The 26794-nt window shown below is 66.2% G+C and carries 27 protein-coding genes and 2 pseudogenes; 14 read left to right on the top strand and 15 right to left on the bottom strand.

The genetic code is table 11. From position 1 onward, the window contains the following. Positions 1 to 57: 57 nt before the first annotated feature. Entirely contained in the window at positions 58 to 639 is a 582-nt protein-coding gene (locus HWX25_RS11795; RefSeq protein WP_059448921.1) for a cupin domain-containing protein, read from the bottom strand. Between the two features lie 498 nt (positions 640 to 1137). Between HWX25_RS11795 and HWX25_RS11800 the strand changes: the two genes are divergently transcribed. Both HWX25_RS11800 and HWX25_RS11805 read left to right on the top strand, forming a co-directional pair. Then, positions 1138 to 2661, top strand: coding sequence for an oligopeptide:H+ symporter (locus HWX25_RS11800; RefSeq protein WP_059815193.1), 1524 nt, complete (start codon positions 1138 to 1140; stop codon positions 2659 to 2661). A 120-nt stretch (positions 2662 to 2781) separates the two neighbouring features. Then, complete coding sequence (locus HWX25_RS11805; protein WP_059528816.1) at positions 2782 to 2988, top strand: hypothetical protein; 207 nt, start codon at positions 2782 to 2784, stop codon at positions 2986 to 2988. Between the two features lie 70 nt (positions 2989 to 3058). On the opposite strand, the gene HWX25_RS11810 is transcribed toward HWX25_RS11805, so the two are convergent. From HWX25_RS11810 to HWX25_RS11820, 3 genes are all read right to left on the bottom strand, one after another. After that, the gene (locus HWX25_RS11810; RefSeq protein ID WP_175908589.1) at positions 3059 to 4183 is read right to left on the bottom strand and encodes an OpgC domain-containing protein; all 1125 of its coding nucleotides are present in this window, start codon (positions 4181 to 4183) and stop codon (positions 3059 to 3061) included. A gap of 387 nt (positions 4184 to 4570) precedes the next feature. Continuing rightward, positions 4571 to 5470, bottom strand: coding sequence for an EamA family transporter RarD (gene rarD / locus HWX25_RS11815; RefSeq protein ID WP_175908590.1), 900 nt, complete (start codon positions 5468 to 5470; stop codon positions 4571 to 4573). 12 nt (positions 5471 to 5482) lie between these two features. Then, positions 5483 to 5779, bottom strand: coding sequence for an acylphosphatase (locus HWX25_RS11820; RefSeq protein ID WP_059528826.1), 297 nt, complete (start codon positions 5777 to 5779; stop codon positions 5483 to 5485). A 204-nt stretch (positions 5780 to 5983) separates the two neighbouring features. Here HWX25_RS11820 and hpnA point away from each other — a divergent pair, with 204 nt between their 5' ends. Together hpnA and HWX25_RS11830 are read left to right on the top strand one after the other, a co-directional pair. Beyond that, the gene (gene hpnA, locus HWX25_RS11825) at positions 5984 to 6991 is read left to right on the top strand and encodes a hopanoid-associated sugar epimerase (protein ID WP_059528829.1); all 1008 of its coding nucleotides are present in this window, start codon (positions 5984 to 5986) and stop codon (positions 6989 to 6991) included. Between the two features lie 108 nt (positions 6992 to 7099). Next, the gene (locus HWX25_RS11830) at positions 7100 to 8509 is read left to right on the top strand and encodes a phage tail protein (protein ID WP_175908591.1); all 1410 of its coding nucleotides are present in this window, start codon (positions 7100 to 7102) and stop codon (positions 8507 to 8509) included. Between the two features lie 105 nt (positions 8510 to 8614). Here HWX25_RS11830 and HWX25_RS11835 read toward each other — a convergent pair whose 3' ends face one another. Further along, positions 8615 to 9802 (bottom strand): glycosyltransferase, encoded by a 1188-nt coding sequence (locus HWX25_RS11835; protein ID WP_175908592.1) that lies wholly within the window; start codon positions 9800 to 9802, stop codon positions 8615 to 8617. Positions 9803 to 10220: 418 nt separating this feature from the next. Between HWX25_RS11835 and ispH the strand changes: the two genes are divergently transcribed. Then, entirely contained in the window at positions 10221 to 11162 is a 942-nt protein-coding gene (gene ispH / locus HWX25_RS11840; protein ID WP_175908593.1) for a 4-hydroxy-3-methylbut-2-enyl diphosphate reductase, read from the top strand. Between the two features lie 12 nt (positions 11163 to 11174). Continuing rightward, positions 11175 to 12335: an adenosyl-hopene transferase HpnH gene (hpnH, locus tag HWX25_RS11845; RefSeq protein ID WP_059528840.1), complete on the top strand. Its 1161-nt coding sequence runs from the start codon at positions 11175 to 11177 to the stop codon at positions 12333 to 12335. Between the two features lie 150 nt (positions 12336 to 12485). Here hpnH and HWX25_RS11850 read toward each other — a convergent pair whose 3' ends face one another. From HWX25_RS11850 to HWX25_RS11860, 3 genes are all read right to left on the bottom strand, one after another. Beyond that, the gene (locus tag HWX25_RS11850; protein ID WP_059815212.1) at positions 12486 to 12746 is read right to left on the bottom strand and encodes a hypothetical protein; all 261 of its coding nucleotides are present in this window, start codon (positions 12744 to 12746) and stop codon (positions 12486 to 12488) included. 180 nt (positions 12747 to 12926) lie between these two features. Then, the gene (locus HWX25_RS11855) at positions 12927 to 13406 is read right to left on the bottom strand and encodes a hypothetical protein (protein ID WP_175908594.1); all 480 of its coding nucleotides are present in this window, start codon (positions 13404 to 13406) and stop codon (positions 12927 to 12929) included. A gap of 226 nt (positions 13407 to 13632) precedes the next feature. Then, on the bottom strand, positions 13633 to 14010 hold the full coding sequence (locus HWX25_RS11860; protein ID WP_175908604.1) for a hypothetical protein: 378 nt from the start codon (positions 14008 to 14010) through the stop codon (positions 13633 to 13635). Positions 14011 to 14505: 495 nt separating this feature from the next. Between HWX25_RS11860 and HWX25_RS11865 the strand changes: the two genes are divergently transcribed. Beyond that, positions 14506 to 14859, top strand: a complete 354-nt coding sequence (locus tag HWX25_RS11865) for a DOPA 4,5-dioxygenase family protein (protein WP_175908595.1) — start codon at positions 14506 to 14508, stop codon at positions 14857 to 14859. A gap of 118 nt (positions 14860 to 14977) precedes the next feature. Continuing rightward, on the top strand, positions 14978 to 15409 hold the full coding sequence (locus HWX25_RS11870) for a nuclear transport factor 2 family protein (RefSeq protein ID WP_175908596.1): 432 nt from the start codon (positions 14978 to 14980) through the stop codon (positions 15407 to 15409). 27 nt (positions 15410 to 15436) lie between these two features. On the opposite strand, the gene HWX25_RS11875 is transcribed toward HWX25_RS11870, so the two are convergent. The 5 genes from HWX25_RS11875 to cblR all read right to left on the bottom strand — a co-directional run bounded on the left by HWX25_RS11875 (position 15437) and on the right by cblR (position 20271). Continuing rightward, a complete protein-coding gene (locus HWX25_RS11875; protein ID WP_059448906.1) occupies positions 15437 to 16057 on the bottom strand; it encodes a hemolysin III family protein in 621 nt (206 codons plus the stop codon). 215 nt (positions 16058 to 16272) lie between these two features. Then, a complete protein-coding gene (locus tag HWX25_RS11880; RefSeq protein ID WP_027781714.1) occupies positions 16273 to 16479 on the bottom strand; it encodes a YbdD/YjiX family protein in 207 nt (68 codons plus the stop codon). 12 nt (positions 16480 to 16491) lie between these two features. Then, entirely contained in the window at positions 16492 to 18570 is a 2079-nt protein-coding gene (locus HWX25_RS11885; protein ID WP_175908597.1) for a carbon starvation CstA family protein, read from the bottom strand. 282 nt (positions 18571 to 18852) lie between these two features. Further along, positions 18853 to 19281 carry a PRC-barrel domain-containing protein gene (locus HWX25_RS11890; protein WP_059528861.1) on the bottom strand — a complete coding sequence of 143 codons (429 nt, stop codon included), beginning with the start codon at positions 19279 to 19281 and terminating at the stop codon, positions 18853 to 18855. A gap of 282 nt (positions 19282 to 19563) precedes the next feature. Beyond that, positions 19564 to 20271, bottom strand: a complete 708-nt coding sequence (gene cblR / locus HWX25_RS11895; RefSeq protein ID WP_059815230.1) for a cable pilus system response regulator transcription factor CblR — start codon at positions 20269 to 20271, stop codon at positions 19564 to 19566. A gap of 356 nt (positions 20272 to 20627) precedes the next feature. On the opposite strand from cblR, the gene HWX25_RS33700 reads away from it, so the two are divergent. The 5 genes and pseudogenes from HWX25_RS33700 to HWX25_RS33715 all read left to right on the top strand — a co-directional run. Continuing rightward, entirely contained in the window at positions 20628 to 20765 is a 138-nt protein-coding gene (locus tag HWX25_RS33700) for a hypothetical protein (protein ID WP_175908478.1), read from the top strand. 15 nt (positions 20766 to 20780) lie between these two features. Continuing rightward, a pseudogene (locus tag HWX25_RS33895) lies at positions 20781 to 20990 on the top strand (hypothetical protein); the annotation flags it as partial. A gap of 128 nt (positions 20991 to 21118) precedes the next feature. After that, entirely contained in the window at positions 21119 to 21319 is a 201-nt protein-coding gene (locus tag HWX25_RS33705; protein WP_059815236.1) for a hypothetical protein, read from the top strand. Positions 21320 to 21361: 42 nt separating this feature from the next. Continuing rightward, a complete protein-coding gene (locus HWX25_RS33710; RefSeq protein ID WP_175908479.1) occupies positions 21362 to 21505 on the top strand; it encodes a hypothetical protein in 144 nt (47 codons plus the stop codon). Between the two features lie 202 nt (positions 21506 to 21707). Beyond that, positions 21708 to 21908, top strand: a pseudogene (locus HWX25_RS33715) (ATP-binding protein); the annotation flags it as partial. Between the two features lie 21 nt (positions 21909 to 21929). Here HWX25_RS33715 and HWX25_RS11915 read toward each other — a convergent pair. Both HWX25_RS11915 and HWX25_RS11920 read right to left on the bottom strand, forming a co-directional pair. Then, positions 21930 to 24170 (bottom strand): ATP-binding protein, encoded by a 2241-nt coding sequence (locus HWX25_RS11915; RefSeq protein ID WP_279610113.1) that lies wholly within the window; start codon positions 24168 to 24170, stop codon positions 21930 to 21932. Positions 24171 to 24770: 600 nt separating this feature from the next. Continuing rightward, positions 24771 to 25901, bottom strand: coding sequence for a 3-deoxy-7-phosphoheptulonate synthase (locus tag HWX25_RS11920; protein ID WP_059528867.1), 1131 nt, complete (start codon positions 25899 to 25901; stop codon positions 24771 to 24773). Between the two features lie 255 nt (positions 25902 to 26156). On the opposite strand from HWX25_RS11920, the gene HWX25_RS11925 reads away from it, so the two are divergent. Continuing rightward, positions 26157 to 26794 (top strand): IS5 family transposase (locus HWX25_RS11925; RefSeq protein ID WP_175908599.1); only part of this gene is annotated, 638 nt, incomplete at its 3' end.

The following is a 26794-nucleotide window of genomic DNA, read 5'->3' on the forward strand; positions in this document are numbered from 1 at the left end:
TTCCTTACGTTTCTTTCGACAGGCATTCCGTCTCGGAAACGAAGGAATACCTGTGCGTTAGAACAGCCGCGGTGTACCGACCCAGACCACCACCGACTCGATCTTCGCGGTGTTGACCCAGCTGTGCGGGACCGTCGACTGATAGTGCGAACTGTCGCCGGCCTGCAGGACGAACGTCTTGCCTTCCAGCGTCAGCGACACTTCCCCTTCAATCACATACAGGAACTCCTCTCCTGCATGTGTCGTCACTTCAGACCGCTTCTGCCCCGGCGGCATCCGCACGAGGATCGCCTCGAGCTGACGCCCTTCGGTCACGTTGGTCAGCCTCGCGAACAGGTTCGCCGAATCGGCGAATCCGAAGAAGCGCAACTGATCGCCTCTGCAGACCGAGCGTTCCTCGCTCGGCGTATCCACGAAGTACTGCACCGTCACGCCGAGCGCCTGTGCGATACCGGCCAGCGACGTCAGCGACGGCGACGCGAGCCCGCGTTCGACTTGAGACAGAAACGGCTTCGAAATCCCCGCGGCGGTAGCGGTGTCGTCGAGCGTGCGCTTGAGTCGTTGGCGCAACGCGCGGATCTTGCTGCCCAGTGCTGCGGCAGCGTCTGCCGACTGCGAGTTTTCAGTGGGGGGAACCATAGCAGGCCGAAATGTGGTCGTCAAAAAATGTTTGATGGAAAGTAACTAAGTTAGATCGATTTGGCTTAGTCTTCGGTTTCGCACACGTCTTCGGTGTTGAGCCCGGTGCACTAAACAGGGCACGAAGCGAGCGAAACGACGCGCTATCTTGCCAGACTCGCCCGCTTCACAGGCAAGCTGCAAGCGGCTCTCCGGGAATTTGCGGAGAACGGGCGCGAAGCTTACAAATAGATGATGAGACAAATGTTCCTGAAAGCTGCTGCCATATCGGGAGTTTCCCTGAGTGGCGCGGACCTGACGCACCGGACCGGCAAACGTTACCATTCGCGCGCCGGTCGGGGCCTTGCACCGCCTTGCCTGGCGGCGTCCGACCCCGGCCCGGGCTAACCGCCCGACTGCTCCATCGCCGACGCAAAGCCTACCCGGCCACAGTGCTCCGGCGCCAGTTCGACCCCCAAGGCGACGCGCGATCCGCGCCGTCCGTTTCAAACGAGATTGATGATGCACGCACCTGTTTCACAGACCCGATCGTTTACGACGGTCTTCCTTATCGAAATGTGGGAGCGCTTCGGCTACTACGGCATGGCCGCGCTCCTGGTCCTCTTCATGGTCGACCGGCTCGGTTTCACCGACAGCCATGCGAACCTGACCTGGGGCGCGTTCACCGCGCTCGTCTACGCGTCGCCGTCGATCGGCGGCTGGATCGGCGACAAGGTGCTCGGCGCCCGTCGCACGATGATCATCGGCGCGGCCGTGCTGTGCGCCGGCTACCTGATGCTGGCGGTGCCGAACGACGCGCTGGCATACATGTATGCGTCGCTCGGCGTGATCGTCGTCGGCAACGGCCTGTTCAAGGCCAACGCGGCGAACCTCGTGCGCCGCATCTACGAAGGCGACGATGCGCGCATCGACAGCGCGTTCACGATCTACTACATGGCGGTCAACATCGGCTCGACCGTGTCGATGCTCGCGACGCCGTGGATCAAGGATCACTGGGGCTGGCACACCGCGTTCGCGGTCTGCTGCGCCGGTATGCTGCTCGCGATCCTGAACTTCATGCTGATGCACCGCACGCTCGCGCACATCGGCTCGCAGCCCGACGACGAACCGATCCGCTGGAAGCGCCTCGGCGGCGTGGCGGCAGGCGGCGTCGCGCTCGCGCTGATCACGCTGTACGTGCTGCAGCACAAGCAGCTCGCGGTCGCGAGCGTGTGGACGGCCGCATTCGCGATCCTCGCGATCTTCGCGTACATGATTGCGAAGTCGGAGCGCTCGGAGCGCGCGGGGCTGATCGCGGCGCTCGTGCTGATCGGCCAGGTGATCCTGTTCTTCATCTTCTACGTGCAGATGTCGACGTCGCTGACGCTGTTCGCGCTGCGCAACGTCGATCCGCGCTTCATCCTGTTCGGCACGACGCTGTTCACGTGGAGCGCCGCGCAGTTCCAGGCGCTGAACCCGATCTGGATCATGATGCTGAGCCCGGTGCTTGTGTGGGTCTACAACGCGGTCGCGAAGAGCGGCCGTGACCTGCCGGTCGCGGCGAAGTATGCACTCGGCTTCGGCGCGGTGGCGGCCGGCTACCTGGTGTTCACGATCAGCGGCCGCTACGCGGTGGACGGTCGCGTGTCGTCGTGGTTCATGGTGTGGGGCTACGGCCTCTACTCGCTCGGCGAACTGCTGGTGAGCGGTCTCGGCCTCGCGATGATCGCCCGCTACGTGCCGGCGCGCATGAGCGGCTTCATGATGGGCGCGTATTTCGTCGCGACGGGTGTGTCGCAGTATCTGGGCAGCGTCGTCGCGAACTTCGCGCAGATGCCGTCGCACGACCTGCCGGCCACCGAATCGCTGCCGCTCTACCTGTCGCTGTTCGAGAAGCTCGGCTGGCTCGCCGCGATCGGCATGCTGCTCGCACTTCTGCTGCTGCCGATGATGAACCGCCTGTCGCGTCAGCATCAGCGCTGCGCGGAAGAACGCCGCGAGGAAGAAGCGGTTCAGGCGCAGGCGATGGCCTCGGCGCAGTAAGTACTATCCCTCGGCGTGCGGCCTGCACGCCACATTCTCCCGCCAGCGCGGCCAGCACGTCCTACACTGGTTGCAACGGCGCATCCGCTCCGTCGCGATGCGCACTGGCGGGAGAAGATCATGAAAAGCAAAACGACTCGGCTCTTGAGGATACTGTCGGATATCCGGCACGCGCAGCGCTGCACCGCGTTGCGCGCCGCCCGGGCCGCGGCCGAAGCCGACGCGGTGCTCGCGGAGCAGGACGATCCGAAGTCCGACGAACGCGACGACGCCGAATCCGACGACGCGACCGCCGTCCCCCGCTCCCGCATCGGCTCACCTCACTGACCGCACCGACGCCGCGCGGCACCCCGCGTGCCGCCTCCGTGCTTCCGCGTTATCGATGCTTCCGTGCCGCTCATGCGGCCGCGCCGCGCCAGCGCGCGAACCACGTTCCCGAACCCGCCACGGCCATCATCAGCCCGACCGCGCATGCGTCGGCCGCGAAGCCCACGCCGATGTGCCGCAGCTCGGCGCCGTTCGCGACCGGATGCAGCAGCGAATCGATGACGAGCGAGATCGCCGCGCCCGCGACGAAGCAGATCAGGCCGCGCCGGCCGACCGCGACGACGGGCTGAACGGCCTGCGCGATGCGCGCGATCCAGCCGCGGCGCACGCAATCGGCCATCAGCCACGCGATCGCCGCGAAGCTCACGATGCGCGGCAGCGCGAGATCGCGCTTGAGCACGCCTTCCGGCACCGGCAGCCCCGAGAACAGCTTGTAGCTCGCGCAACCGAGCACGATCGCACACGCGACACCGGTCGCCGCGGCGCTCCAGCGCCCGAGCGCGACGTGCCTGTAGAACGGCTGGCAGCGCGCGAGCACGCCGGCGACGAACATCAGTTGCCATGCAAACGGGTTGAAGCTCCAGCGAAACCCGTCGGTGTCCAGCAGTTCGGGGCCGAGCCAGCCGGCCGCGAGCCACGACGCCGCGCTCGACGCGACGAGCAGCCACGGATGGCGGCGCGCGAACGGCACGATCACCGGCGACGCGAGCGCGAACAGCACGTACATCGGCAGCACCGACGCGAGATACGGCTGGCGCTGGAACGTGAGCAACTCGGCCGCGCCCGTGAGCGGCGACGCGAGCATCACGCTGACGTCGTCGAGCGCGAGGTTCGGCGCGTCGATCCCGTAATGGTCGAGCACGGCGGACACGACGAGCATCAGCGTCGACGTCGCGAGAAACGCGCGATAGATCTGCATCGCGCGATGCACGAACCGCCGCTGCGCGGCGCGCGCGCCGTGCCGGTCGGCGATCGCGCCATACGCGCTCGCGGTCGCGAAGCCGCCGAGGAACACGAACACCTCGGCCGCGTCGCACAGCGCGAATGCGTGGAGCGTCACGCGCGACAGCATGCTCGCGCCGATGTGATCGACGACGATCATCAGCAGCACGATGCCGCGAAAGAAATCGACTTCGATCAGGCGGCCGCCGCGCGCCGGCGGCACCGAGACGGCGGGCGGCATGCTCAACGACATGGCCGCACCTGCGCGACGACGGCGCGGCACGCACCGGTGGAAGAATCGGAAGAGAGAAGGCGAACGCGATCAGCGGCGATGCGCGTATGCTCGCATCGCGCCAACCCGGCCGGCCCGGCACGGAAATGACCGTTCATGGAAAAGCCGCATACGAAGAGAAGACGGTCAGGTCAGTCTAGCGGCCGGTCGGGGGATACCCTAAGTAACAAAGTGCAACGGAATCTTCTGTTCGATTACAGGCGTGACGTCGACGATACGAAGCTGGCAAGGCCGCCAGCCGGGCGTCAGCGCGCTGCCAGTTCGACGCCGGCATCGCGAGATTCGACGCAACGCACACGCGATGCGCGGCACGTTCGCAGCCGCCGTCGCGCCGCCGGGCGATGACGCTCAGCCGCGCATCGGCAAGCGCCGCATCAGCATCGCGCTGTGCCACGCGGTCAGCGCGACGGCGGCCCAGATCGGCCCGTACGTCGCGAGCTGCGCGACGCTCAGCGTCTCGCCGAGCAGCAGCAGCGACACCGCGACGAGCAGCACCGGCTCGACGTAGCCGAGGATCCCGAACAGCGCCATCGGCAGCATCCGGCTCGCCTTCAGGTAGCTCGCGAGCGCGAGCGTGCTGAGCACGCCGAGCCCCGGCAGCAGCACGGCCCACAGCAGCGGATGGCTGGCGACCGGCGTCGCGCTTGCCGACACCATCGCGAGCGCGACCGGACACAGCAGCGCGATCTCGAGCGCGAACGCGGCGAGCGAATCGGCGTTGATCCGGCGACGCAGCACGAAATACGGCGGATAGCCGAGCGCGACGACGAGCGTCGGCCACGCGAACGCGCGCGTCGCCCACACCTCGTGCGCGACGCCGAGCGCCGCGCACGCGACCGCCGCCCATTGCAGCGGATCGAGGCGTTCGTGATAGTAGAAGCGGCCGACGAGCACCATCGTCAGCGGCAGCAGGAAATAGCCGAGCGACACTTCGAGCATGCGCCCGTGCAGCGGCGCCCACAGGAACAGCCACAGCTGCAGGCCGAGCAGCGCCGCGCTCGCCGGCAGCGCGATCAGCAGGCGCCAGTCGCGCACGCCGCGCCGCACGAGTTCGACGAGCGCCGGCCAGCGGCCGCGCAGCGCGATCAGCGCGAGCGCGCCCGGCGCGGTCCACAGGATGCGCCACGCGAAGATGTCGAGCCCGGTGAGCGGCGCGAGCAGTTTCGCGTAGGCAGACATCAGCGCGAACAGCGTCGACGCCATCACCGACAGCGCGATGCCGCGACCGGCCTCCGGATACCCCGTCATGTTGTTTTCGCCTTACTGCTGCTGGAAGCGCTCGAAGCGCTTTTCGACCTGACGCTCCTCGAACGTCACCTCGGTCACGTGCGCGGACGGCGGCCCGTGCCGCAGCCAGGCGAGCATCCGGTCGATCTGCGCGCCGGGGCCCTGGATCATCGCCTCGACACTGCCGTCCTCGAGATTCGCGACCCAGCCGCGCAGCTTCAGCGCATGCGCCTCGCGCACCGTTGCGTGACGGAAGCCGACGCCCTGCACGACGCCGCGCACCCGCACGTAGTAGGTCTCGATCCGTTCGTCCAGTTCATTGCGGCTCATCGCGTCGCCCTCCCGTAGCATTCAAGCCCGGCATTGTAGTCGCGTCGGCGGCTTCGCACACGCGCCCGGCAAGCGGGCCGCACGCGGCCGCCGACGCCCGCTGCGGCCGCCGCGCGGCGCTCGCGTCGCCGGGCGCGCCGACCACGTACAATCTCGCCGACGCACAACCGCCGCGCCGCCCGCGCGCGGCCCTGAAGGAAACGCATGACTGATACCTCCCGCGATCTCGTTCTCGTCACCGGCGCGTCCGGTTTCGTCGGCTCGGCCGTCGCACGCATCGCGCAGCAGAAAGGCTATGCGGTGCGCGTGCTGGTGCGCCCGACCAGCCCGCGCACGAACGTCGCGGATCTCGACGCCGAAATCGTCACCGGCGACATGCGCGACGAGACGTCGATGCGCGCCGCGCTGCGCGGCGTGCGCTATCTGCTGCACGTGGCGGCCGACTACCGGCTGTGGGCGCCGGATCCGGACGAGATCGAGCGCGCGAACCTCGAAGGCGCGGTCGCGACGATGCGCGCCGCGCGTGCCGAAGGCGTCGAGCGGATCGTCTACACGAGCAGCGTCGCGACGCTGAAGGTCACGAGCGCCGGCGATCCGTCCGACGAGAACCGGCCGCTGACCGCCGAGCAGGCGATCGGCGTGTACAAGCGCAGCAAGGTGCTGGCCGAGCGCGCGGTCGAGCGGATGATCGCAGACGAAGGGCTGCCGGCCGTGATCGTCAACCCGTCGACGCCGATCGGCCCGCGCGACGTGAAGCCGACGCCGACCGGCCGCATCATCGTCGAGGCCGCGCTCGGCAAGATTCCCGCGTTCGTCGATACCGGTCTGAACCTCGTGCACGTCGACGACGTCGCGCACGGCCACTTCCTCGCGCTCGAGCGCGGCCGCATCGGCGAGCGCTACATCCTCGGCGGCGAGAACCTGCCGCTGCAGCAGATGCTGGCCGACATCGCGCAGATGACGAACCGCAAGGCGCCGACGATCGCGCTGCCGCGCTGGCCGCTCTACCCGCTCGCGGTCGGTGCGGAGGCCGTCGCGAAGTTCACGAAGAAGGAGCCGTTCGTGACCGTCGATGGCTTGCGGATGTCGAAGAACAAGATGTATTTCACGTCCGCGAAGGCCGAGCGCGAGCTCGGCTACCGCGCGCGTCCGTACCGGGAAGGACTGCGCGACGCGCTCGACTGGTTCGGCTCGGCGGGCTATCTGAAGTAACACAAAGCGGCGTGCTTCACGCCGCTTTGCGCACTTTGTTACACGTCGCTGACGGACCGGCACCGGCGCAGCGGTTAAAATCGCGGGTCTTACGCAGAGAAGACACGCATGAACCTGAACGAACAGATCGATTCGCTCAACGCGGGCGTCGATCGGCTCCTCCACGATCACCACGCCGCGCAGCAGGCGGCACGCAGCGCGGAAGCGTTCGCGCGCGCCGCCGCGGCTGAAGCCCAAGCCGCCGCCGCCCGTCACGCCGCCGCCGAGACCGAAGCACAGGCCGCCGCGCAGCGCCACACGGCCGCAGCCGCCGACGCCGAAGCCGCGCAGCAGCGCCATGCGGACGCCACCGCCGCGGCCGAAGCCGCCGCCCAACGCCACATCGAAGCCACCGCCCAGGCCGAGGCCGCCGTCCAGCGGCACGCCGAGGCGACCGCGCTGACCGAAGCGCTCGCCCAGCGTCACGCGGATGCCGAAGCCGCGTCGCAGCGTCATGCGGCCGCGATCGCCGAAGCCGAGGCCGCCGCGCAGCGTCATCACGCCGCCGCGACCGAAGCGGATGCAGCCGCGCAGCGTCATGCAGCGGCCGCCACGGAAGCCGAAGCCGCCGCGAAGCGCCATGCCGAAGCAACCGCCGAGGCCGAGGCCGCGACGCAGCGTCACGCGGCTGCGATCGCCGAGGCGGAGGCACTCGCGCAGCGTCACACGCAGGCGATCGCCGAAGCGGAAGCCGCCGCGCAGCGCCATGTCGAGGCAACCGCCGAAGCCCAAGCCGTCACGCAGCGTCACACCGAAGCGATCGCGCAAGCCGACGCGGCCGCGCAACGCCACGCGGCGGCGACTGCCGAGGCCGAGGCCGTCGCGCAGCGCCACACCGAAGCGATCGCGCAGGCCGAAGCGGCCGCCGAGCGTCACGCGAAGGCGATCGCCGACGCGGAAGCGCTGGTCGAAGCCGTCGTGAAGGACGCCGCGACGAACGCGGCGGCTGTGGCAGCCGCGCCGGCCGTCGCGGCCGAAGTCGTCGAACCGGTTGTCGAATCCATGGTCGAGCCGGTGGCGCACGCAGCCGTGGCGGTGACCGCCGACGAAGCCGCGGCAGCGCCCGCCGATGCCGGCACCGCCGTCGTCGCGCCGGCCGCCGACACCGCAATCGAAGTCGCCCCCGCTGCCGAAACAGCGAACGCCGTCGCGGACAAGCCGACGCTGCACGTCGCCCGCCCGTCGCAGAACGAACTGACGCTGACCGTCAACGGCCAGTCGATCACGCTGCACCCGGAACAGCTCGGCCAGTTGATCGAGGAACTCGCGCATGCGCGCGCGTCGATGCAGCCGGAACCGCCGCCGGGCATCCCGGCCGGCTGGCGCTTCGTGACGACGAAGAACCCGATGATGGCCGTGCAGAAGCAGTCCAACGGCGACCGCCTGCTGGTCGCGCGCCACACCGGCTACGGCTGGGTGCCGTTCACGTTCTCGCCGGACGTCGTGATCCAGATGTACATGATGCTGACGCAGCGGTAAGCACGTGCGGCGCCGCCGCATATGACAAAGCCCGATCGATTCACAATCGATCGGGCTTTTTGCTTTCCGGAACCCGGAGCAACGACCGGCATTCGCCGGCGTCTGTCAGCGCTCCACTGGCGCCTGCACGCGCGCCTTCCACTGGCCGCCCTTGCCGCGCCAGTAGCGCCACGCGGACGCGAACGTCGCACCGACGTAGAACAGCGCGACGAGCGGCAGCGCCGGCGCCCACAGCGGCGAGCGGCGGTAGTAGCTCAGCATCGGCGCATATGCGGTGCACATCGACGCCCATGCGAGCCACGCCGGCCACGCGCGCGCGCCGTACGCGAGCGCGGCCACGGGCGGCACGAGGTAGATGATCGTCATTCCGAGCAGCGTGCCGGCGAGCAGCAGCGGCGAATAGTGGAGCTGCGTGAACGCGGTGCGCGCGATCATGTTCCAGATGTCGCGCCAGCTGTCGTACGGACGCAGCGACACGCTGCGGTCGGCCAGATCGAGCCGGATCGGATGCCGGCCGCTGCCGCGATGCTTGATCTGCGCGGCGAGACTGCAGTCGTCGATCAGCGCGCCGCGGATCGATTCGATGCCGCCCGCCTCCTCGAGCGCGCTGCGCTTGACCAGCATGCAGCCGCCCGCGGCGCCGGCCGTCCGGTTGCGCGGATTGTTGATCCAAGAGAACGGATAGAGCTTCGCGAAGAAGAACACGAACGCCGGGATCAGCGCCTTTTCCCAGAACGAATCGCAACGCAGCCGCACCATCAGCGACACCAGATCGCGTTGTTCGGCCTGCGCGCGTGTGACGAGCTGGGCGACGGCGTCCGGCGGATGGCCGATGTCGGCATCGGTCAGCAGCAGATAGTCGGCCGGCAGCCCGAGCGTGCGCACCGCGGCGATGCCCTGCGACTGCGCCCATACCTTGCCCGACCACCCCGCCGGCAGCGGTTTCGCGGCCAGCACCGTCAGGCGGTCGGCGCGGTTGATCGCGAGCGCGGCGGCGCGGGCCGCATCGGCGGTGCCGTCGTCGCTGTGGTCGTCGACGATGATCAGATGAAAGTCGCCCGGATAATCCTGCTCGAGCAGCGACGTCGCCGCCCGGGCGATCACGTCGACCTCGTTGCGCGCCGGCACGACCGCGACCACGGCCGGCCAGCCGGCCTCGGCTGCGGCGCCGCGTGCCTCGGGCGGCAGCGCCCGCGCGGGGCGTGCGCGCCAGAAGCCGCCGCGCGCGACGAGCAGCACGATCCAGATCAGCAGCGACAGGCCAGATACCAGGAAGGTAATCGCCAGCATCATCGGCACGCCTCCTGCCGGATGCCGGCGTGAGCAGCATCGGATCGTCCGGTCATAATCGGGGTCTGAGTAAAAACACCCATGACCGCATCGGCGGCAGGGCAATACGCGTAAGAATCGACGGTCATCGAATGGCCTTGAAATGAGCGCGACGCCGGGCAGCCGGACAGGTTGCCCGCGAAACCGCGCAGTTTACCGGGTTCCGCGCGCGCGAGCGCCGACGCGGCTCTGCGGCGGATGCAACACGGCCGATACGGCACCAGAGCAAGGACGGCGCGATAGGGTTAAAATGCGCGATTAATTCGGGGTTCCGGGGCCTGGCCTGGCCGGTTCGTTTCCTGCCTTCATAACATCAAGCCGGGGCGAGCGAGCAGTGCCAGCTCCTCGAACCCCGGCGTCTGTCGTCGGAGTTCGCTCACTTATGCGAGTCATCCTTGCCCAGCCCCGCGGCTTTTGTGCGGGGGTTGTCCGTGCGATCGAGATCGTCGATCGCGCGCTGCAACAGCACGGCGCGCCGGTCTATGTGCGTCATGAGATCGTGCATAACCGGCATGTCGTCGAAAATCTGCGTAATAAAGGGGCACGATTCGTTGAGGAGCTCGACGAGGTGCCGCATGGCGCCGTGGCGATCTTCAGCGCGCACGGTGTCGCCCAGACGGTCGAACGCGACGCCGAAACGCGCGGGCTCGACGTGCTGGACGCAACCTGCCCGCTCGTCACGAAAGTGCACGTGCAGGGCCGCCAGTACGTCACGGCGGGCCGCCGGCTGATCCTGATCGGCCATGCGGGCCATCCGGAAGTCGAGGGCACGATCGGCCAGATTCCGGCCGAGGTGATCCTCGTGCAGAGCGAGGCAGAAGTCGATACGCTGACGCTGCCGGTCGACACGCCGGTCGCGTACGTCACGCAGACGACGCTGTCGGTCGACGACACGCGCGGCATCATCGAGGCGCTGCAGCGTCGGTTCACCGACATCGTCGGCCCGGACACGCGCGACATCTGCTACGCGACGCAGAACCGCCAGGCCGCCGTGCGCGAGCTGAGCGGCCAGGTCGACGTGCTGCTGGTCGTCGGTGCGACGAACAGCTCGAACTCGAACCGCCTGCGCGAGATCGGCACCGAAAGCGGTGTGCCGAGCTATCTCGTCGCCGACGGCTCGGAAGTGAAGCCCGAATGGTTCGCGGGCGTGCAGACGGTCGGCCTGACCGCCGGCGCGTCGGCACCCGAGGAAATGGTTGAGGATGTAATCGGCGCGCTGCGCGCGCTGGGGCCCGTCGATGTCACGACGATGGCGGGCCGTGAGGAAAAAGTCGAATTCAAGTTGCCGGCGAAGCTTACGCAAGCTGTCGCCCGCGAAGTTTAAGGAGGACAACTCTTGTCTATTCCGCTGCTCCAGCAAGTCCGCGTCGGCGCATACATCATGCGCCAACACCTGTCCGGCAACAAACGCTATCCGCTCGCGCTGATGCTCGAGCCGCTGTTCCGCTGCAACCTCGCCTGTAACGGCTGCGGCAAGATCGACTATCCGGACCCGATCCTGAACCAGCGCCTGTCCGTCGAGGAATGCCTGGAAGCCGTCGACGAGTGCGGCGCGCCCATCGTGTCGATCGCCGGCGGCGAGCCGCTGCTCCACAAGGAGATGCCGGAGATCGTCAAGGGCATCATGAAGCGCAAGAAATTCGTGTACCTGTGCACGAACGCGCTCCTGATGGAAAAGAAGATGGACGACTACCAGCCGAATCCGTACTTCGTCTGGTCGGTCCACCTCGACGGCGACAAGGACATGCACGACCATTCCGTGTCGCAGGAAGGCGTGTACGACAAGGCGGTCGCGGCCATCAAGGAAGCGAAGCGCCGCGGCTTCCGCGTGAACATCAACTGCACGCTGTTCAACGATGCGATCCCTGAGCGCGTCGCGAAGTTCTTCGACACGCTGGGGCCGATCGGCGTCGACGGCATCACCGTGTCGCCGGGCTATGCGTACGAGCGCGCGCCGGATCAGCAGCACTTCCTGAACCGCGACAAGACGAAGAACCTGTTCCGCGAGATCCTGAAGCGCGGCGAAGGCGGCAAGCGCTGGTCGTTCAGCCAGTCGTCGCTGTTCCTCGACTTCCTGGCCGGCAACCAGACGTACAAGTGCACGCCGTGGGGCAACCCGGCGCGTACCGTGTTCGGCTGGCAGAAGCCGTGCTATCTGGTCGGCGAAGGTTACGTGAAGACCTTCAAGGAACTGATGGAAGACACGAACTGGGACAACTACGGCGTCGGCAACTACGAGAAGTGCGCGGACTGCATGGTCCACTGCGGCTTCGAAGCCACCGCCGTGATGGACACGATCGCGCATCCGCTGAAGGCGTTTGCCGTGAGCCGGAAGGGTATCAAGACGGAAGGCGCATTCGCGCCGGACATCTCGATCGCGAAGCAGCGCCCGGCCGAGTATGTGTTCTCGCGCCACGTCGAGATCAAGCTCGAGGAAATCCAGCGCGCCGGCAAGGGCAAGCTGCAGAAGCCGGCGAAGCCGGCAACGGCGGCTTAAGCACGTATCGCCACGCGGAGGTTCGCGCCTCCGCGTCGGCCCGCATCGAAGAAGCGCCACGGAGTTCGCTCCGTGGCGCTTTTGTTTTGATGGGCGTCGTCGTAACGCCGCGTGCAGTCGCGCATGCATGAGCATGCAAATGCCCGCACGCTAGTGTCTCGACTCCGCCGCCGCGATCAGTTGCCATGCGGTCGGCCCGCGATCGAGCAGCGGATCGGACGGCGGATCGAAATCGTGACGATGCGCGTCGTCGGACGGCAGCGCCTGCGACTTCGCGATGCCGATCTCGTCGCCGCATACGGTGCATCGATAGATGCCCGCAACCGGCGTCTCGCTGCCCGGCGGCAGGTTCTCGTTGAATGCGCGGCCGCTTCCGCACGTGAAGTAGCCACCGATCCTGTATAGCGCCATCGCGCCTCCTGACTGAAACGAATGCATTCGCGGCGACACGCACGATCGCCGCGAACGCGAGGATGGATGGTCATCGACCGAACCCGTTCGGCTCCTGTCGTGACATTGGGCGGCGAGCGTCGCCCCCGGGGAACGGAACGCGCATGAAATGCAGCCAGGGCTCGGTCGCGTTGCCACCGCTCAATGCAGAACGGCCGCTTCTCGCATCCGGGCCGCCGCCTGCGCGACCAGCCCCGGTTGCTCGCTGGACGCGAACGCGCACACGTGGCGCCACAGCTCGGCGAGCCGGTGCCGCGTGAGCGCCGCGACGCACGCGTCGTTCGCCGCGAGCACACGCTCGAGCGCCGCGCACTCGTCGTCGTGCAGCGTCCATGCGCCGCTTTGCTCGGCGCGCGCCATGCTCGCGTCGAGCACGCGCTCCGCGTCGACGCACAGGTCGACGTTCGCATCCGGGGATACCGCATCGTCGAGCGCGAGGAACACCAGATAGACGCTCGTGCGCAGCCGCATCAGCAACGTTTCGCTGCCGTGCTCGCCGCGCAGCGCGACGAGCGCCATGTGGCATTTCAGCGAGATATCGCGCACATGCGCGGGCGGCAGCGGCAGCAGCCACTCGCGCGTCAACGGCGGGTGGCGACGGCCTTTTCGGGCGGCCTTCATGATCCGCCCTCGCCTGCCGCGACATCGTCCACGTCGAATGCCGGCCACGCGGTGCGGCACGCGCGGGCACCGCGCCGAGCATCGCGACCGCCGTTCGCGCGGCGCCGCGCGCCGCCGTACACGTCGTCCCGTCGCCGCGTCGCGCACGTCTGGGGTAACCGGCGGATCGCGGATGCGCGCAACACGTCGGGGAGTCGGTCAAGGCATGCCATGCTCTGCTCCCGCATCAGAACGTGTTCTCGCCCTTCAGGTAGTACGCGGTCTTCACGAAGAACGCCCTCACCGGATGGCCGCTCTGCGCCGCGCTGGCCGCGCGCGCTTCCATCGCGGCCTTCTCCTCGCGCGAGCGGTCAGGCACCGGGTACCTCACGCGTTCGAGCGCACGCTGCATCGCGAGCGGATAGTTCTGGTTGCCGGCTGTCGTCGCACGATAGCCGGCGCGCGTCATCTGCCTCAATTGCACATCGGTTTCGGCACGCGCCGCCGACCAGCTCAACGGCGCGACGTTCGACTGCCACTCGGTATCGACGGACTGCGCGAAGCTCGCGGCGGGCAGCACGGCAAGCGCGCCGGACAGGACAGCAAGGGAAACAACGGATCGCATCATGGCCTCCAGATGGTTGTTTCCGCATCGATCGTCGTCGTCGATGCGGTGCAATCATCGTATGTCGCGTGACCACGCGCTTGAATAGCCGATTCCGCAATTGATACTTTCGGCACCGACGGACGGGGTGCGATCCACGCGATTCGCCAATGCTGCCTGAGCGGAATTTCTTTATTTCATTCAACTACCTGATCGCGTTTTTGCAGACGAATCGACGTGCCGTGTGAATCGCTTTTGCAGTTTTTGAAATGACGTATTGCCGATGCGATTTCGGCCAAAGCCCTGCCCGGCGTGGCTTTCGGCGCGATGACGCACACGCCGGCACAAGCGGGAAACGATTCGACAAATGCGCTCGTTTCCCTGACATACGACAAAACCTCCGCGCCGATTTACCGCGCCGCGAGAAGACGTGTGCGACACGGACGCGCGATAATTGCGCATCGCGCCGTCAGTCACGGCGCTTATCCGTTCCCTATTCTTCTCTCGAGTTCCGCCATGGCTGCCATCGACACCACCGCCATCGACAATTGGCACGCACACGTCTACTTCGACGCCGCGAGCCGCGACGCAGCCTGGGCGTTCCGCCTCGTCGTCGAAGAACGATTCGGCGCGATCATCGAGCTCGGCCGCTTTCACGAGCGCCTCGTCGGCCCGCATCCGGCCTGGTCGTACCAGATCGCGTTCGACGCCGCGCGCTTCGACACCCTCGTGCCGTGGCTCATCCTGAATCACGGCGCGCTCGACATCTTCCTGCATCCGAATACCGGCGACGATCTGCGCGACCATCGCGACAGCGCGGTGTGGATCGGCAAGTCGCATGAACTGAATCTCGGCGCGCTGGCGGGCTGACGAGCCGCACACGGTCGCGTTCGACATACGCGACATCCACGTTTCGGCCCGAACTGAAACGTCCGGCGGCGCGGCGTCGATACAGTGGTTCCGTTATCCACGCTTGCCGGAACCCGCCATGACACAAGCCGACACCGATGCGCAACGCATCCATCAAGACTGGCACGCCGCCGTCGTCGCGCGCGACCTCGACGCACTGATGTCGCTGTACGCGGACGACGCGATACTCGAAACGCCGCTGATCGTCGTCGCACTGCCCGATCACGGCTCGGGCGTGCTGCACGGCAAGACCGCGATCGGTGCGTTCTTCGCGGCGGGCCTGCGCAATCCGGGAAACAAGCTCGGACGCTGGTATCGAACCGGGCTGTTCTTCTCGAACGGCCGGCAACTCACATGGGAATATCCGCGCGAAACGCCGGAAGGCGATCAGGTCGATCTCGTCGAGATGATGGATCTGCGCGACGGGCTGATCGCGCATCACCGCGTCTACTGGGGATGGGTCGGGTTCATGGCGCTGCGCGGCGCGGCACAGGCGGCCGGGCACGCATGACGCGCGCCGTGCCGCCCGCGTTCACGCTCACGCGACATACATCGCGACGCTGACGAACTGGCACAGGCTGCCGGCCAGCACGAAAAGATGCCAGATACCGTGCCCGTGGCGGATGCGCTCGTCGTTGATGAAGAAGTAGATCCCCGCGCTGTAGATGACGCCGCCGGCCACGAGCCATGCGGCACCCACCGGCGGCAGCGCATGAATCAGCGGGCGGATCGCGACGAGCGCGAGCCAGCCCATCAGCACGTACAGCACCATCGACACGATGCGCGTGCGTCGACCGAGCGTGAGTTCCTGCGCGATCCCGAACGCGGCGAGCCCCCAGCTCACGCCGAACAGCGACCAGCCCCACGGGCCGCGCAGCGTGACGAGCGTAAACGGCGTGTAGCTGCCCGCGATCAGCAGATAGATGGCCGAATGGTCGCACTTCTGCAGGATCGCCTTCAGGCGCGGGTTGCGCACGCTGTGATACGCCGTCGAGATTCCGTAGAGCAGGATCAGCATCGCACCGTACACGCTGAAGCTCACGATCTTGTAGGGATCGCGGTCGAGCGCGCCCATCGTCACCAGCGCGACCAACCCTGCCACCGACAGCACCGCGCCGACGAGATGGGAAATGCTGTTGAAACGCTCACCGACATGCACGACGGGTTCTCCTGCGCGGATTCTTCGGGGAAAGAGGATGCCTCATATGATACCGACGCCCGGACTTTGCCGCGCTGGACGAAGTCAAACGCCGCAGTGACGGGCGCCTCGCGCGCACCGCACCGGCACGCCAAAGAAAAAGCGCCGCGAATGTCTTCGCGGCGCTTCCCGGTCCGTCACTTGACCGCCTCACCGGCCGGCTGCGCCGGCCCGGTTCAGCAACACTTCCCTGCCCCCGACCCGTACCGCGCATTCTGACGCTCGCGGAAGAATTCCTCGTACGTCATCGGCTCGCGGTCCGGATGGGTTTCGCGCATGTGCGCGACATAGGTGTCGTAGTCGGGCAGGCCGACCATCAGCCGCAACGCCTGCCCGAGGTAACGCCCCGCACTGCGCAGGTCGCTGCCGAGATCGGTGAACATCGCGGCCTCCCGTTATCGTCCGCTGCCGAGCGCCTGCGCGGCCGGCATCGCTTCGTACGGCGTCTCGCGCACGGTCGGCTTCGACTCGCGACGCGCGCGCCGCACGGCGAGCAGGCCGTACCCCGCGATCGCCACGACGACGAAGATGAACAGGCCGGCCAGCGCCGCATCGATGTAGTCGTTGAAGATGATCCGCTGCATCTGCGCGATCGACTTGGCCGGCGCGAGCACCTTGCCTTCGTCCACCGCGGCCTGCAGCTTCGCCGCGTGCGCGAGGAAGCTGACCTTCGGATTCGAATCGAAGATCTTCTGCCAGCCGGCCGTCAGCGTGCAGATCAGCAGCCATGCGGTCGGCACGATCGTCACCCATGCGTAGCGCTCGCGCTTCATCTTGAACAGCACGACGGTGCCGAGCACCAGTGCGATCGCGGCGAGCATCTGGTTCGAGATGCCGAACAGCGGCCACAGCGTGTTGATGCCGCCGAGCGGATCGACCACGCCCTGATACAGGAAATAGCCCCACGCGGCCACGCACAGCGCGGTGGCGACAAGGTTCGCCGGCAGCGACTCGGTGCGCTTGAGCGCGGGGTGGAACGTGCCGAGCAGGTCCTGCAGCATGAAGCGGCCCGCGCGCGTGCCGGCATCGACGGCCGTCAGGATGAACAGCGCCTCGAACAGGATCGCGAAGTGATACCAGAACGCCATCATCGCTTCGCCGCCGATCACCTGGTGCAGGATGTGCGCCATGCCGACGGCCAGCGTCGGCGCGCCGCCCGCGCGCGCGATGATCGTCGTTTCGCCGACGGCCTTCGCGGTCTGCGTGAGCATGTCGGGCGTCAGCACGAAGCCCCATTGCGTAACCGTATTCGCGACGGCTTCAGGCGTCGAGCCGAGCACGGCCGCCGGCGCGTTCATCGCGAAGTAGATGCCCGGCTCGATCACGCACGCGGCGACCAGCGCCATGATCGCGACGAACGATTCCATCAGCATCGCGCCGTATCCGATGAAGCGCGCGTTGGTTTCGTTGTCGATCAGCTTCGGCGTCGTGCCCGACGAGATCAGCGCGTGGAAGCCCGACACCGCGCCGCATGCGATCGTGATGAACAAGAACGGGAACAGGTTGCCCGACCACACCGGGCCCGTGCCGTCGACGAACTTCGTCAGCGCGGGCATCTTCAGTTCCGGCGCGACGACCAGGATGCCGATCGCGAGGCCGAGGATCGTGCCGATCTTCAGGAACGTGGACAGGTAGTCGCGCGGCGCGAGCAGCAGCCACACCGGCAGCACCGATGCGACGAAGCCGTAGCCGATCAGGATCCACGTAAGCTGCGTGCCGCTGAAGGTGAACCATGCGGCAAGCGCCGGCGAATCGTGCACGGTCTGGCCGAACGCGATCGACGCCATCAGCAACACGAAGCCGATGATCGACACTTCGCCGATGCGGCCCGGACGAATGTAGCGCGTGTAGACACCCATGAACAGCGCGATCGGAATCGTCGCGGCGACGGTGAACGTACCCCACGGCGAATTCGTCAGCGCCTTCACGACGATCAGCGCGAGCACCGCGAGGATGATCACCATGATCAGGAATGCGCCGAACAGCGCGATCACGCCGGGCACCGTGCCGAGCTCCATCTTGACGAGGTCGCCGAGCGAGCGGCCGTCGCGGCGCGTCGAGATGAACAGCACGATGAAGTCCTGCACCGCGCCCGCGAACACGACGCCGGCCAGGATCCACAGCATGCCCGGCGTGTAGCCCATCTGCGCGGCGAGCACGGGCCCGACGAGCGGCCCGGCGCCGGCGATCGCGGCGAAGTGATGGCCGAACAGCACGTACTTGTTGGTCGGCACGTAGTCGAGGCCGTCGTTGTGCCGAACGGCCGGCGTCATCCGCAGCCCGTCCAGCTGCATGACCTTGCTGGCGATGAAACGGCTGTAGAAGCGATATGCGATCAGATATACGCAGACTGCGGCGATCACGATCCAGAGCGCGCTGACGCGTTCGCCGTGAGCAAGTGCGATCGTCCCGAACGCGAACGCGCCGAGCAGCGCGACCGCGATCCAGAGCAGGGTACTGGAAGCCCGATTCATGGCGTCTCCTGGTCTCCAATGTGGTTTTGAGTGGATCCGGCGAGGCGCCGGACCCGCGTGACGTCGATGCGTCATGCCGCGTCTCGCGGAAGACACGGCGGTGGGCCGTAGTATTCCGCGCGACGGGGGAGGCTTACAAGCGCACAACTACGTATGCGCAGCTACGTAGAATTACGTAGCCGAGGGGTGAGAGCTCGGGTTGCGGCCGTGATCGACCGACGCGCGGCCGGACATGCCCCGCGGTTGGCCATGCCCGGCGCATTGCGCGCCGGGTCGGTTGCATCAGTGCTTGTCGTCGAGCTTCTTCGGCTTCGGCGGCGACGGCACCTTCGCGTACTGGAACGCGGGCGTTGCCTTCAGCGCGTCCTTCGTCGCGCCCGGCAGATAGATGTTGCCGTTGCGCACGTCGAGCGACGCGATCGGCACCGCGACGTCATGCGCCGCGACGCCCAGGAAACCGCCAGCCGACACGATCGCGGCCGACACCGAGCCGTCAGGCGCGACGATCAGGTCGCGCACCGTGCCGACTTTCTGGTTCTGGTCGTTGTACACGGCCTTGCCGAGCACGCTCTTCTTCACGCTCCAGCCTTCGAGCAGCGCCTGCGATTGCTCGACGGTGACGCTGAGTGGCTGGGCGCCCGCGATCTGCGCATGCACGTTGAGGCTCGATACGAGAACGGCGGCTGCGACGATTGTCTTGGTGAAAGCCATGCTGATTGCACTCCGGTTAGGTTGTTGTTGGTGCCGGGAGCGAAGCGTCGCGGGTGCGGTGGCGAATCGATGAGCACCCCGCGCTTCGTCGATGCAGCAGCGGCCGGCCGCGCCGCCGCTGCGTGTGCGCGCAACGGGCCCGGACGGGCCCGTCGGTTAACGCAACACGGGTCATGGTAGCGCCAGTCGAGAAGTGCTGCCATGAGGCTGCATTGCACAGCGATGAACGAAGATCAATGTCGGCGTGAAAAATGCCGAGGGAGATTCGGAATCAGACGACGCTCAATGTTTCTCGAGCAGCTTGCGGGACGCGAACAATTCGGCATCGCTACGGATGCCGAGCTTGCGATACGCCGATTGCTTTTGCGCGCTGATCGTCTTGCGGCTGCGGGAAAATTTCAATGCGATATCGGATACCGACATGCCCGCGAGATAACAGCGCAGCACCTCGTGCTCGCGCGGGCTCAGGCGCAGGTCGGCGGACACTTCCGATTCGGCCGCCGGCGCGTCGTCGCTGACCGCCGGTTTCGGCGCCGTCACACTCTGGACAGGCGTCGCACTCGCCATCACCCTGCCTGCCAATTCGGCACTGATATACGAACGTCCATCTGCGACCACACGGATCGCATGCACCAGTTCGCGAAGATTTTCGCTCTTGCCGAAGAAACCGAGCGCGCCTGCGCGCATCGTCATGTTGACGGTCGCGGGCGTATCGCTGCTCGACGTCATCAGGATCTTGCAATCCGGGAAGCGCGTGCTCACCAGCTTGACGAGATTGAGGCCGTCGATCTCGTCCGGGCCCAGCGTGTAGTCGAGCAGCACGACGTCCGCGTGATTCGACTCGAGCCAGCCGATCAGATCGCGCGACCTCGCAAAGCTCGCCGCCACTTCGATGCCGGTCCTCTCCGTCAGATAACTGGCGATCCCGTGCTGGACGACGGCATGGTCGTCCAGGATCACGACGCGGATCGGTTGGAGTTCTGGTCTCATTACTACCCCTTTTGATTCTGGCGATACGGCCCATCAACGGTTGGCCATTTCTTGCCATGGCAAACCGGAACGGATGATCCGGATTAGCTTACCGGCTTTCTGGATAATTTTTAACCCCGCCGGCTAAACAGCCGAGGTGCGAGTAGTCGTCGCGGACGCCATGCAGTCCGATTCGGCATCCGCAGCAGCGACAGCATGGGAAACGGCCCGCGCGCCCCGTCTCAGCCATCAGAACGGCGTAAGGCGCTGGCGCGACCCGCAACGAATCGCCGACGGCGCTCGCGTCGTCCAAAGGCACTGTTGCTGCCGGTGCTCCCGTCCGCACCGCGTTGCGTCGGCGCAACGGACCATTTGTGATGACGATCTCGCTCCGCACATTTCTCACGCCGCTGCAGCGCCTGATACAGATCATCCCACCTGCGCAGTTCACGCTTGAGGCAAAGGCATGGATCGCCGCGCATCCGGTCGTGCGTGCCTGTGCCGCCCCACATTAGCGTCCGTTCAAATTTCGCGAATGCGGGAAGGTCGTTGGCGTCGTGTCGTCATATCTCGATGCGATTCCGCGAATCGGCGGACTGCGCGTCGAATATGTCGACAACGTATCGTGGGCCAATTCATACCCGGCTTTCATGTCGGGGAAGATCGACATGGCGCCGGACGCGTCAAGAAGCGCCGACATCTCGCGATACCGCAGTGGCACCATTGTCAGCCTGCCGTAGTTCGCCGGCACGATGGTTGTTGTCGCACCGGAGCCCTTGAATCTCTTCGTCGATCTTGAGAATCTGGCCGGCAAGCAAATCGCGACCAAGGGTAGCGGCGACTCGAATATGCGATCCGGCATGTCGGCGTGCCGGTGATCCTGCTGGCTTTCGACGACGAACGCGACGCGCGTGCGGCCATTCCCGCACACGACACCGACGAAATTCCGCGTCAATGGATCGAAACGGCCGACTACGGCAAGCCTAGCCCGCAATCGATCGTCCGTGACCGTCGCTGGCAAGTCGCGGCGGCCGGCACCATCCTGTTCGCGGTCCCCTTCGTTTCGTAGCGCTCGCGCGTCGCGGCTGTGCGCAGCGAACTCGACAAGGCGATGCAACTCGTGTTCACCAGCCACGAGATCCGCAAGGCGGTGCATTCGATCCCGTCGTTGCTCGAACTGCTACCGCGCTCGCAACTAGCACCGAAGCAGGCGGGTCGCGCGGACGCGGCGTTGCTGCTTCGGAATCGCTGCTGACGTTGCTTGACGACGTCCTGGAATATTCGAGTCTCGAGTCTCGAAACGTGACGCTCGCGCCCGAGCCGACGCACGTCCGCGCATTGGCACAGCGCCGACATGGTACGCTGGCGCGTCGACGAGAAAAACCTGAGCCGGGAGCTCGAACTCGCGCCAGACTGAGCTGTGCGCGCCGATCGATCCGCTGCGCACGCGGCAGATCGTGCTGAACCTGCTTGCCAACGCGATCAAGTTCACGCCGGCTGACTCGGTTGCACTGCGCGTCGTTTATCTCGACGGCAAACCGGGCCATGCCAGCTCGCTCGCGATCGAAGTCCGTGACACCGGTATCGGCATTCCGCCCGATCGCCAGCGTCGCATTTTCGAGCCCTACCAGTGCATCGAGCCGCCGGGCAGCCGTCGCGTGAACGACAGTGGACCGGGGCTATCGATCCGTCGCGAACGGGTCGACTTGATGAACGCCGTGGAATTCGCGAAGCCGCGTTTCGGCATGCAGCGCGACATTGGCGATATCGCCCAGTTTAGCCAGATGCGACGCCCCCGCAATCCGGTGCGAGGCCCGTGCGGCTGCGGCGAAATCGCGCGATAGCAATCCCTTGACAAGCACGTCGAGATCCTTCGCCACTTCGCGGTCATAGACCGCGTTGAGATCAGCGGCATCGTCGGTATGCGCCGCCTGTTCCATCTCGGCATACGCTGGGCACCACATCGCGATCAGCTGCCGCAACGTTTCGAGCCGCAGCGGCTTGCCCAGCACACCGTCCATGCCGCTGTCGACGCAGCGCTCCCGATGCGCGTCGCCGGACACCGCGGAAATCCCGATGATCGGAACATGTCTGGCTTCGCGTGCCGACTCGTCCTGACGGATCATCTTCGCGAGCGCATAACCGTCGAAGTCCGGCAGATCGCTATCGAGCAGCACGAGGTCGACACGGCCGCGCGCCAGTTGACGCAGCGCGTCCTCGCCGGTAGCGGCGCCGATGCCGACGCAGCCGAGTTCGTCGCATTGCTGCTGCAGCGCGAACTGCACGGTTTCGTGATCGTCGACAATCAGGATACGCGGCGAGTCAGGGTGAGCATATCCAGGCAGTGCGTCGACCAGCACGGGCATCGATGCGGCAGACCGCACCGGCAACGGCTCGTCCACTTCCGTGACCGGCAATCGCACCGTCATCGTCGTTTCGACGCGCGGCAGGCTTTGGACGGTGATCGTGCCGTGCATCAATGCGACCAGTTCACGGCAGATCGCGAGGCCAAGCCCGCTGCCGTTGACGTCCTGGTGAAGCGAGGCAGGCCCCTGCCAGTATGCGTCGAAAATGTGTTCGAGCCGTTCGGGCGCGATGCCGATGCCGGTATCGCGCACCGTGAGGGTCAGCGTGCCATTTTGCCCGTGGCGCCCCGAAACATGCTCGACGCGCAGCGTCACCGAGCCTGCGGATGTGAATTTGATTGCGTTGACGAGCAGGTTCAGCACGATCTGACGCACACGGACCGGATCGATTGAAACACGCACCGCCGGCGGACAAGCAACGTCGAGCACCAGCTCGAGCATCTTCTCGTCGGCACGCCAGCGCACCATGTCGACCGTATGCCGCGCCCACGACTCGAGCTCGACTGTCTGCATGGCAAGCCCGACCTTACGCGATTCGAGGCGAGAATATTCGAGGATATCGTCGAGCAGCGTCAGAAGCGTCTCCGATGCCGAGATCGCCGCATCCGCGCGATTCGCCTGTCGCCCGGTCAACCGCGAGCGCTGCAGCAATTCCAGCGACGACAGGATCGTATGCATCGGCGTGCGGATTTCGTGACTAACGAACGCGAGAAACGTCGCCTTGTCGTGCTCGCTGCGGATCGCGGCCACGCGCGACTTCCACGACAGGAATGCGAGCATCGCGAACGCCACCAGCGCGGCAGCGATCGCGAGCACCTGGGGCGCCCGGTAATGCAGGATCGCACGGATCGTCGGCTTGCCGTAATCGGCCATCTCGACCCAGTCGCGGGTGAGCTCCGCCGTCTTGCTCACGGGAATGGCCGCGAGAGACTTGTCGATGATCGATGCCAGGATCGGCAAGTCTGCCCGCGTGAGCATCGCCAGCGATACAGGGCGGTCAGCAAGCATCCCCGACATGTAAAGCTGCCCGGGAAACTGCCGCTGCACGATCGGCAGAATCGTGACGTCGACGCCGAGCGCGGCATCCGCCTCGCCGTTGGCAACCGCGGCGAGCGCGAGTTCCTCGGTGTCGAACGTAAGCACGTCGAGCATCACGCCGCTGTTGCGCGTGAAATACTCGACCGCGCCTCGCCCCTTGATCGCGACACGCCGGCCTTCGAGCCGCTTCAGGTTGAAGATCATCGCGGAGTCGTTGCGCGTGACGGCTGTCAGCCGGCCGACCAAGTAGGGCGCACTGACGAGAGCACCGGCGCCGACGCGGTCCGGCACCAGGTCGCGCCATACGCCGGGCAGCAGATCAACCTTGTGCGATGCAAGCGCCTCGTACGCGTGCCCCCATTCCGTGCCCGGCACCGTTGCGAACGTCAGCCCGGTCATTTTCGAGATTGCGTTCAGGTACCCCGCGACAAGGCCGGCATGGCTGCCGTTGCGCATGTATTCGATCGGATGCCAGTTCGCCTCGACTGCGATATTGACGACCGGGTGCGCGCGCATCCACTGAAGCTCCTCGTCAGTGAAGGTGGGCTTCCAAGAGGCGGTCGCGCCGTTCGCAGGGAGCGACGAGACAACGAGCCAAAGGAATATTGCGCGCAAGAGCAGGCGCGGTGCGGCGCGGCACGCGATAAGACGTCCTTCCATGTACGATACGGCGGCCGGAGCAAGTGCATCGGAGACCATGCACGGCATGCGCCGTCGGTTGAGGTTTGCAGATGTGTCGACTCTATCCGACGATCCGCAAATCGGCCGTCCATCCAATCCTATTTCGGACAGACGCCTTAGGAATTTGCCTAAATTTTGCCGGAGGCCATGGGATTCGTATTAGCAGGATCGCCCACGGCGCGGCCGCACGCCGCACGGCACCTCGGGCGCACGCGCCTGACAATTTGCGACGCGGCTGAACGAATGTCTCGTCGGCGTCGCCGCGATTCCTGTAGTTCGGATACCGCCGATATGCGACGTGCCGCAGGCCGAACACGCGCGCGAGAAGTTTCCGAGTGGCGCGGCACACGAGACAGATGAATCAACTTGCTCGGCACCAGTCTTAGTCGATGGGCCGACTTTGACGGCGGCGGGCATCAACCCGCCGCCGTCACCTCACGCATTGCGCGAATACACTCGCCGATGCCGCACCGCCTCCGCCAGCACGTCGAGCACCGGCTCCGTCTGCGTCCAGCTCAAACACGCATCCGTAATCGACACGCCATACTGCAACGGCACGCCGGGCTTCAGATCCTGACGCCCCGCCTCGAGATGACTCTCCACCATCACGCCGACGATCCGGTGCTCGCCCTGCGACAGCTGCCGCGCAAGATCCTGCGCGACTTCGATCTGCCGCTCATGCGACTTGTTCGAGTTCGCGTGCGAGCAATCGACCATCACCTGCTCGCGCAATCCGCTCTTGCGCAGCACCGCGCAGCTCGCCTCGACGTGCTCGGCATCGTAGTTCGGCCCGTTCTTGCCGCCGCGCAGGATCACGTGCGCGTCGTCGTTGCCGCGCGTCTCGAAGATCGCGGCCATGCCCATCTTCGTCATCCCCATGAACGCATGGCTCGCGCGCGCGGCGACGATCGCGTCCGACGCGACCTGCACGCCGCCGTCGGTGCCGTTCTTGAAGCCGATCGGGCAGCTGAGCCCCGACGCGAGCTGCCGATGGCTCTGGCTCTCGGTCGTGCGCGCGCCGATCGCGCCCCACGCGATCAGGTCCGCGATGTACTGCGGGCTCAGCAGGTCGAGGAATTCGGTCGACGCCGGCAAGCCGAGCGCGTTGATGTCGAGCAGCAGTTGCCGCGCCGCGCGCAGCCCTTCGTTGATGCGGAAGCTGCCGTCCAGGCGCGGATCGTTGATGTAGCCCTTCCAGCCGACGGTCGTGCGCGGCTTCTCGAAGTACACGCGCATCGTGATCAGCAGGTCGTCCTTCAGCGCATCGGCGGCCGCCTTCAGGCGACGGGCGTAGTCGAGCGCCTGGTCGTGGTCGTGGATCGAGCACGGGCCGACGACGAGCAGCAGCCGGTCGTCCCGGCCGTGCAGGATGTCGCCGATCGCGCGGCGCGTGTCCTCGACGAGCGTCTGCGTGGCGGCCGGCACCGGCAGCTCGTCCTGCAGCAGCGCGGGCGAGATCAGCGGACGCACAGCGCCAATGCGGACGTCGTCGATGCGCGTGGTGTCCTGCGTCGCGTCGGCGCTGCCTACCTCGCGATCGTGGGAAGGATTGTCGAGGTTCTGCATGGGGATTCTCCGGGGACGTCTGGAATGATGTGCAGGCTCGATTATGGCACTCGCGCGTGGCGGCAGCGAGGCGCGGCGGGGGAAGGCGATCGGCGTCAAGGCGCCGGATGAAAAAAGGCGATCCGCGAAGGATCGCCGGGCGATTGCGTCGATGCGCGCGGCGGCTAGGGAAACACTGATTTATCCGGCTCTGTGGTCATCGCTGACGCAGCCGAGGACGTTGTAGAAGATAGTTCACGGAACGGGTCCACGACGATGAAACGGCAAATGAGCTTTGCGGAAGCGGAAAGCACGGGCAAGAAGCGCATGACTCGGCGCCAGCGTTTCCTGGAAGAGATGGAGAAGCTCGTGCCGTGGTCGCGATTGCTGACGGCAATCGAGCCGTACTACCCGAAAGGAACTCGCGGCCGCCCGCCGATCGGTCTGGAGCGGATGCTTCGAATCTACTTCCTGCAGCAGTGGTACAGCCTGTCGGACGAAGGGCTGGAGGATGCGCTGTACGACAGCATTGCGATGCGGGCGTTTGCCGGGATTGATCTGGCCGTCGAGAACGTGCCGGATGCGACCACGCTGCTGAAGTTCCGGCGCTTGCTTCTCGAACATGACCTGACGCGCAAGCTGTTCGACGAGATTGGCATCTCGCTGTGCGAACGCGGGCTGATGATGAAGGAAGGCACGCTGGTCGATGCGACGATCATCGAAGCGCCGCCGTCGACCAAGAACGCCGAGAAGCGTCGCGATCCGGACATGCATCAAACGAAGAAAGGCAACGAGTGGCACTTCGGCATGAAGGCGCACATCGGCGTCGATGCCGATTCGGGGCTGGTTCACAGCGTGGTCGGCACGTCCGCCAACGTGTCGGATGTTTCGCAAGCACACGCGCTGTTGCACGG

It is taken from the genome of Burkholderia sp. BCC1640 (assembly GCF_902833125.1).
Taxonomy (GTDB): domain Bacteria; phylum Pseudomonadota; class Gammaproteobacteria; order Burkholderiales; family Burkholderiaceae; genus Burkholderia; species Burkholderia diffusa.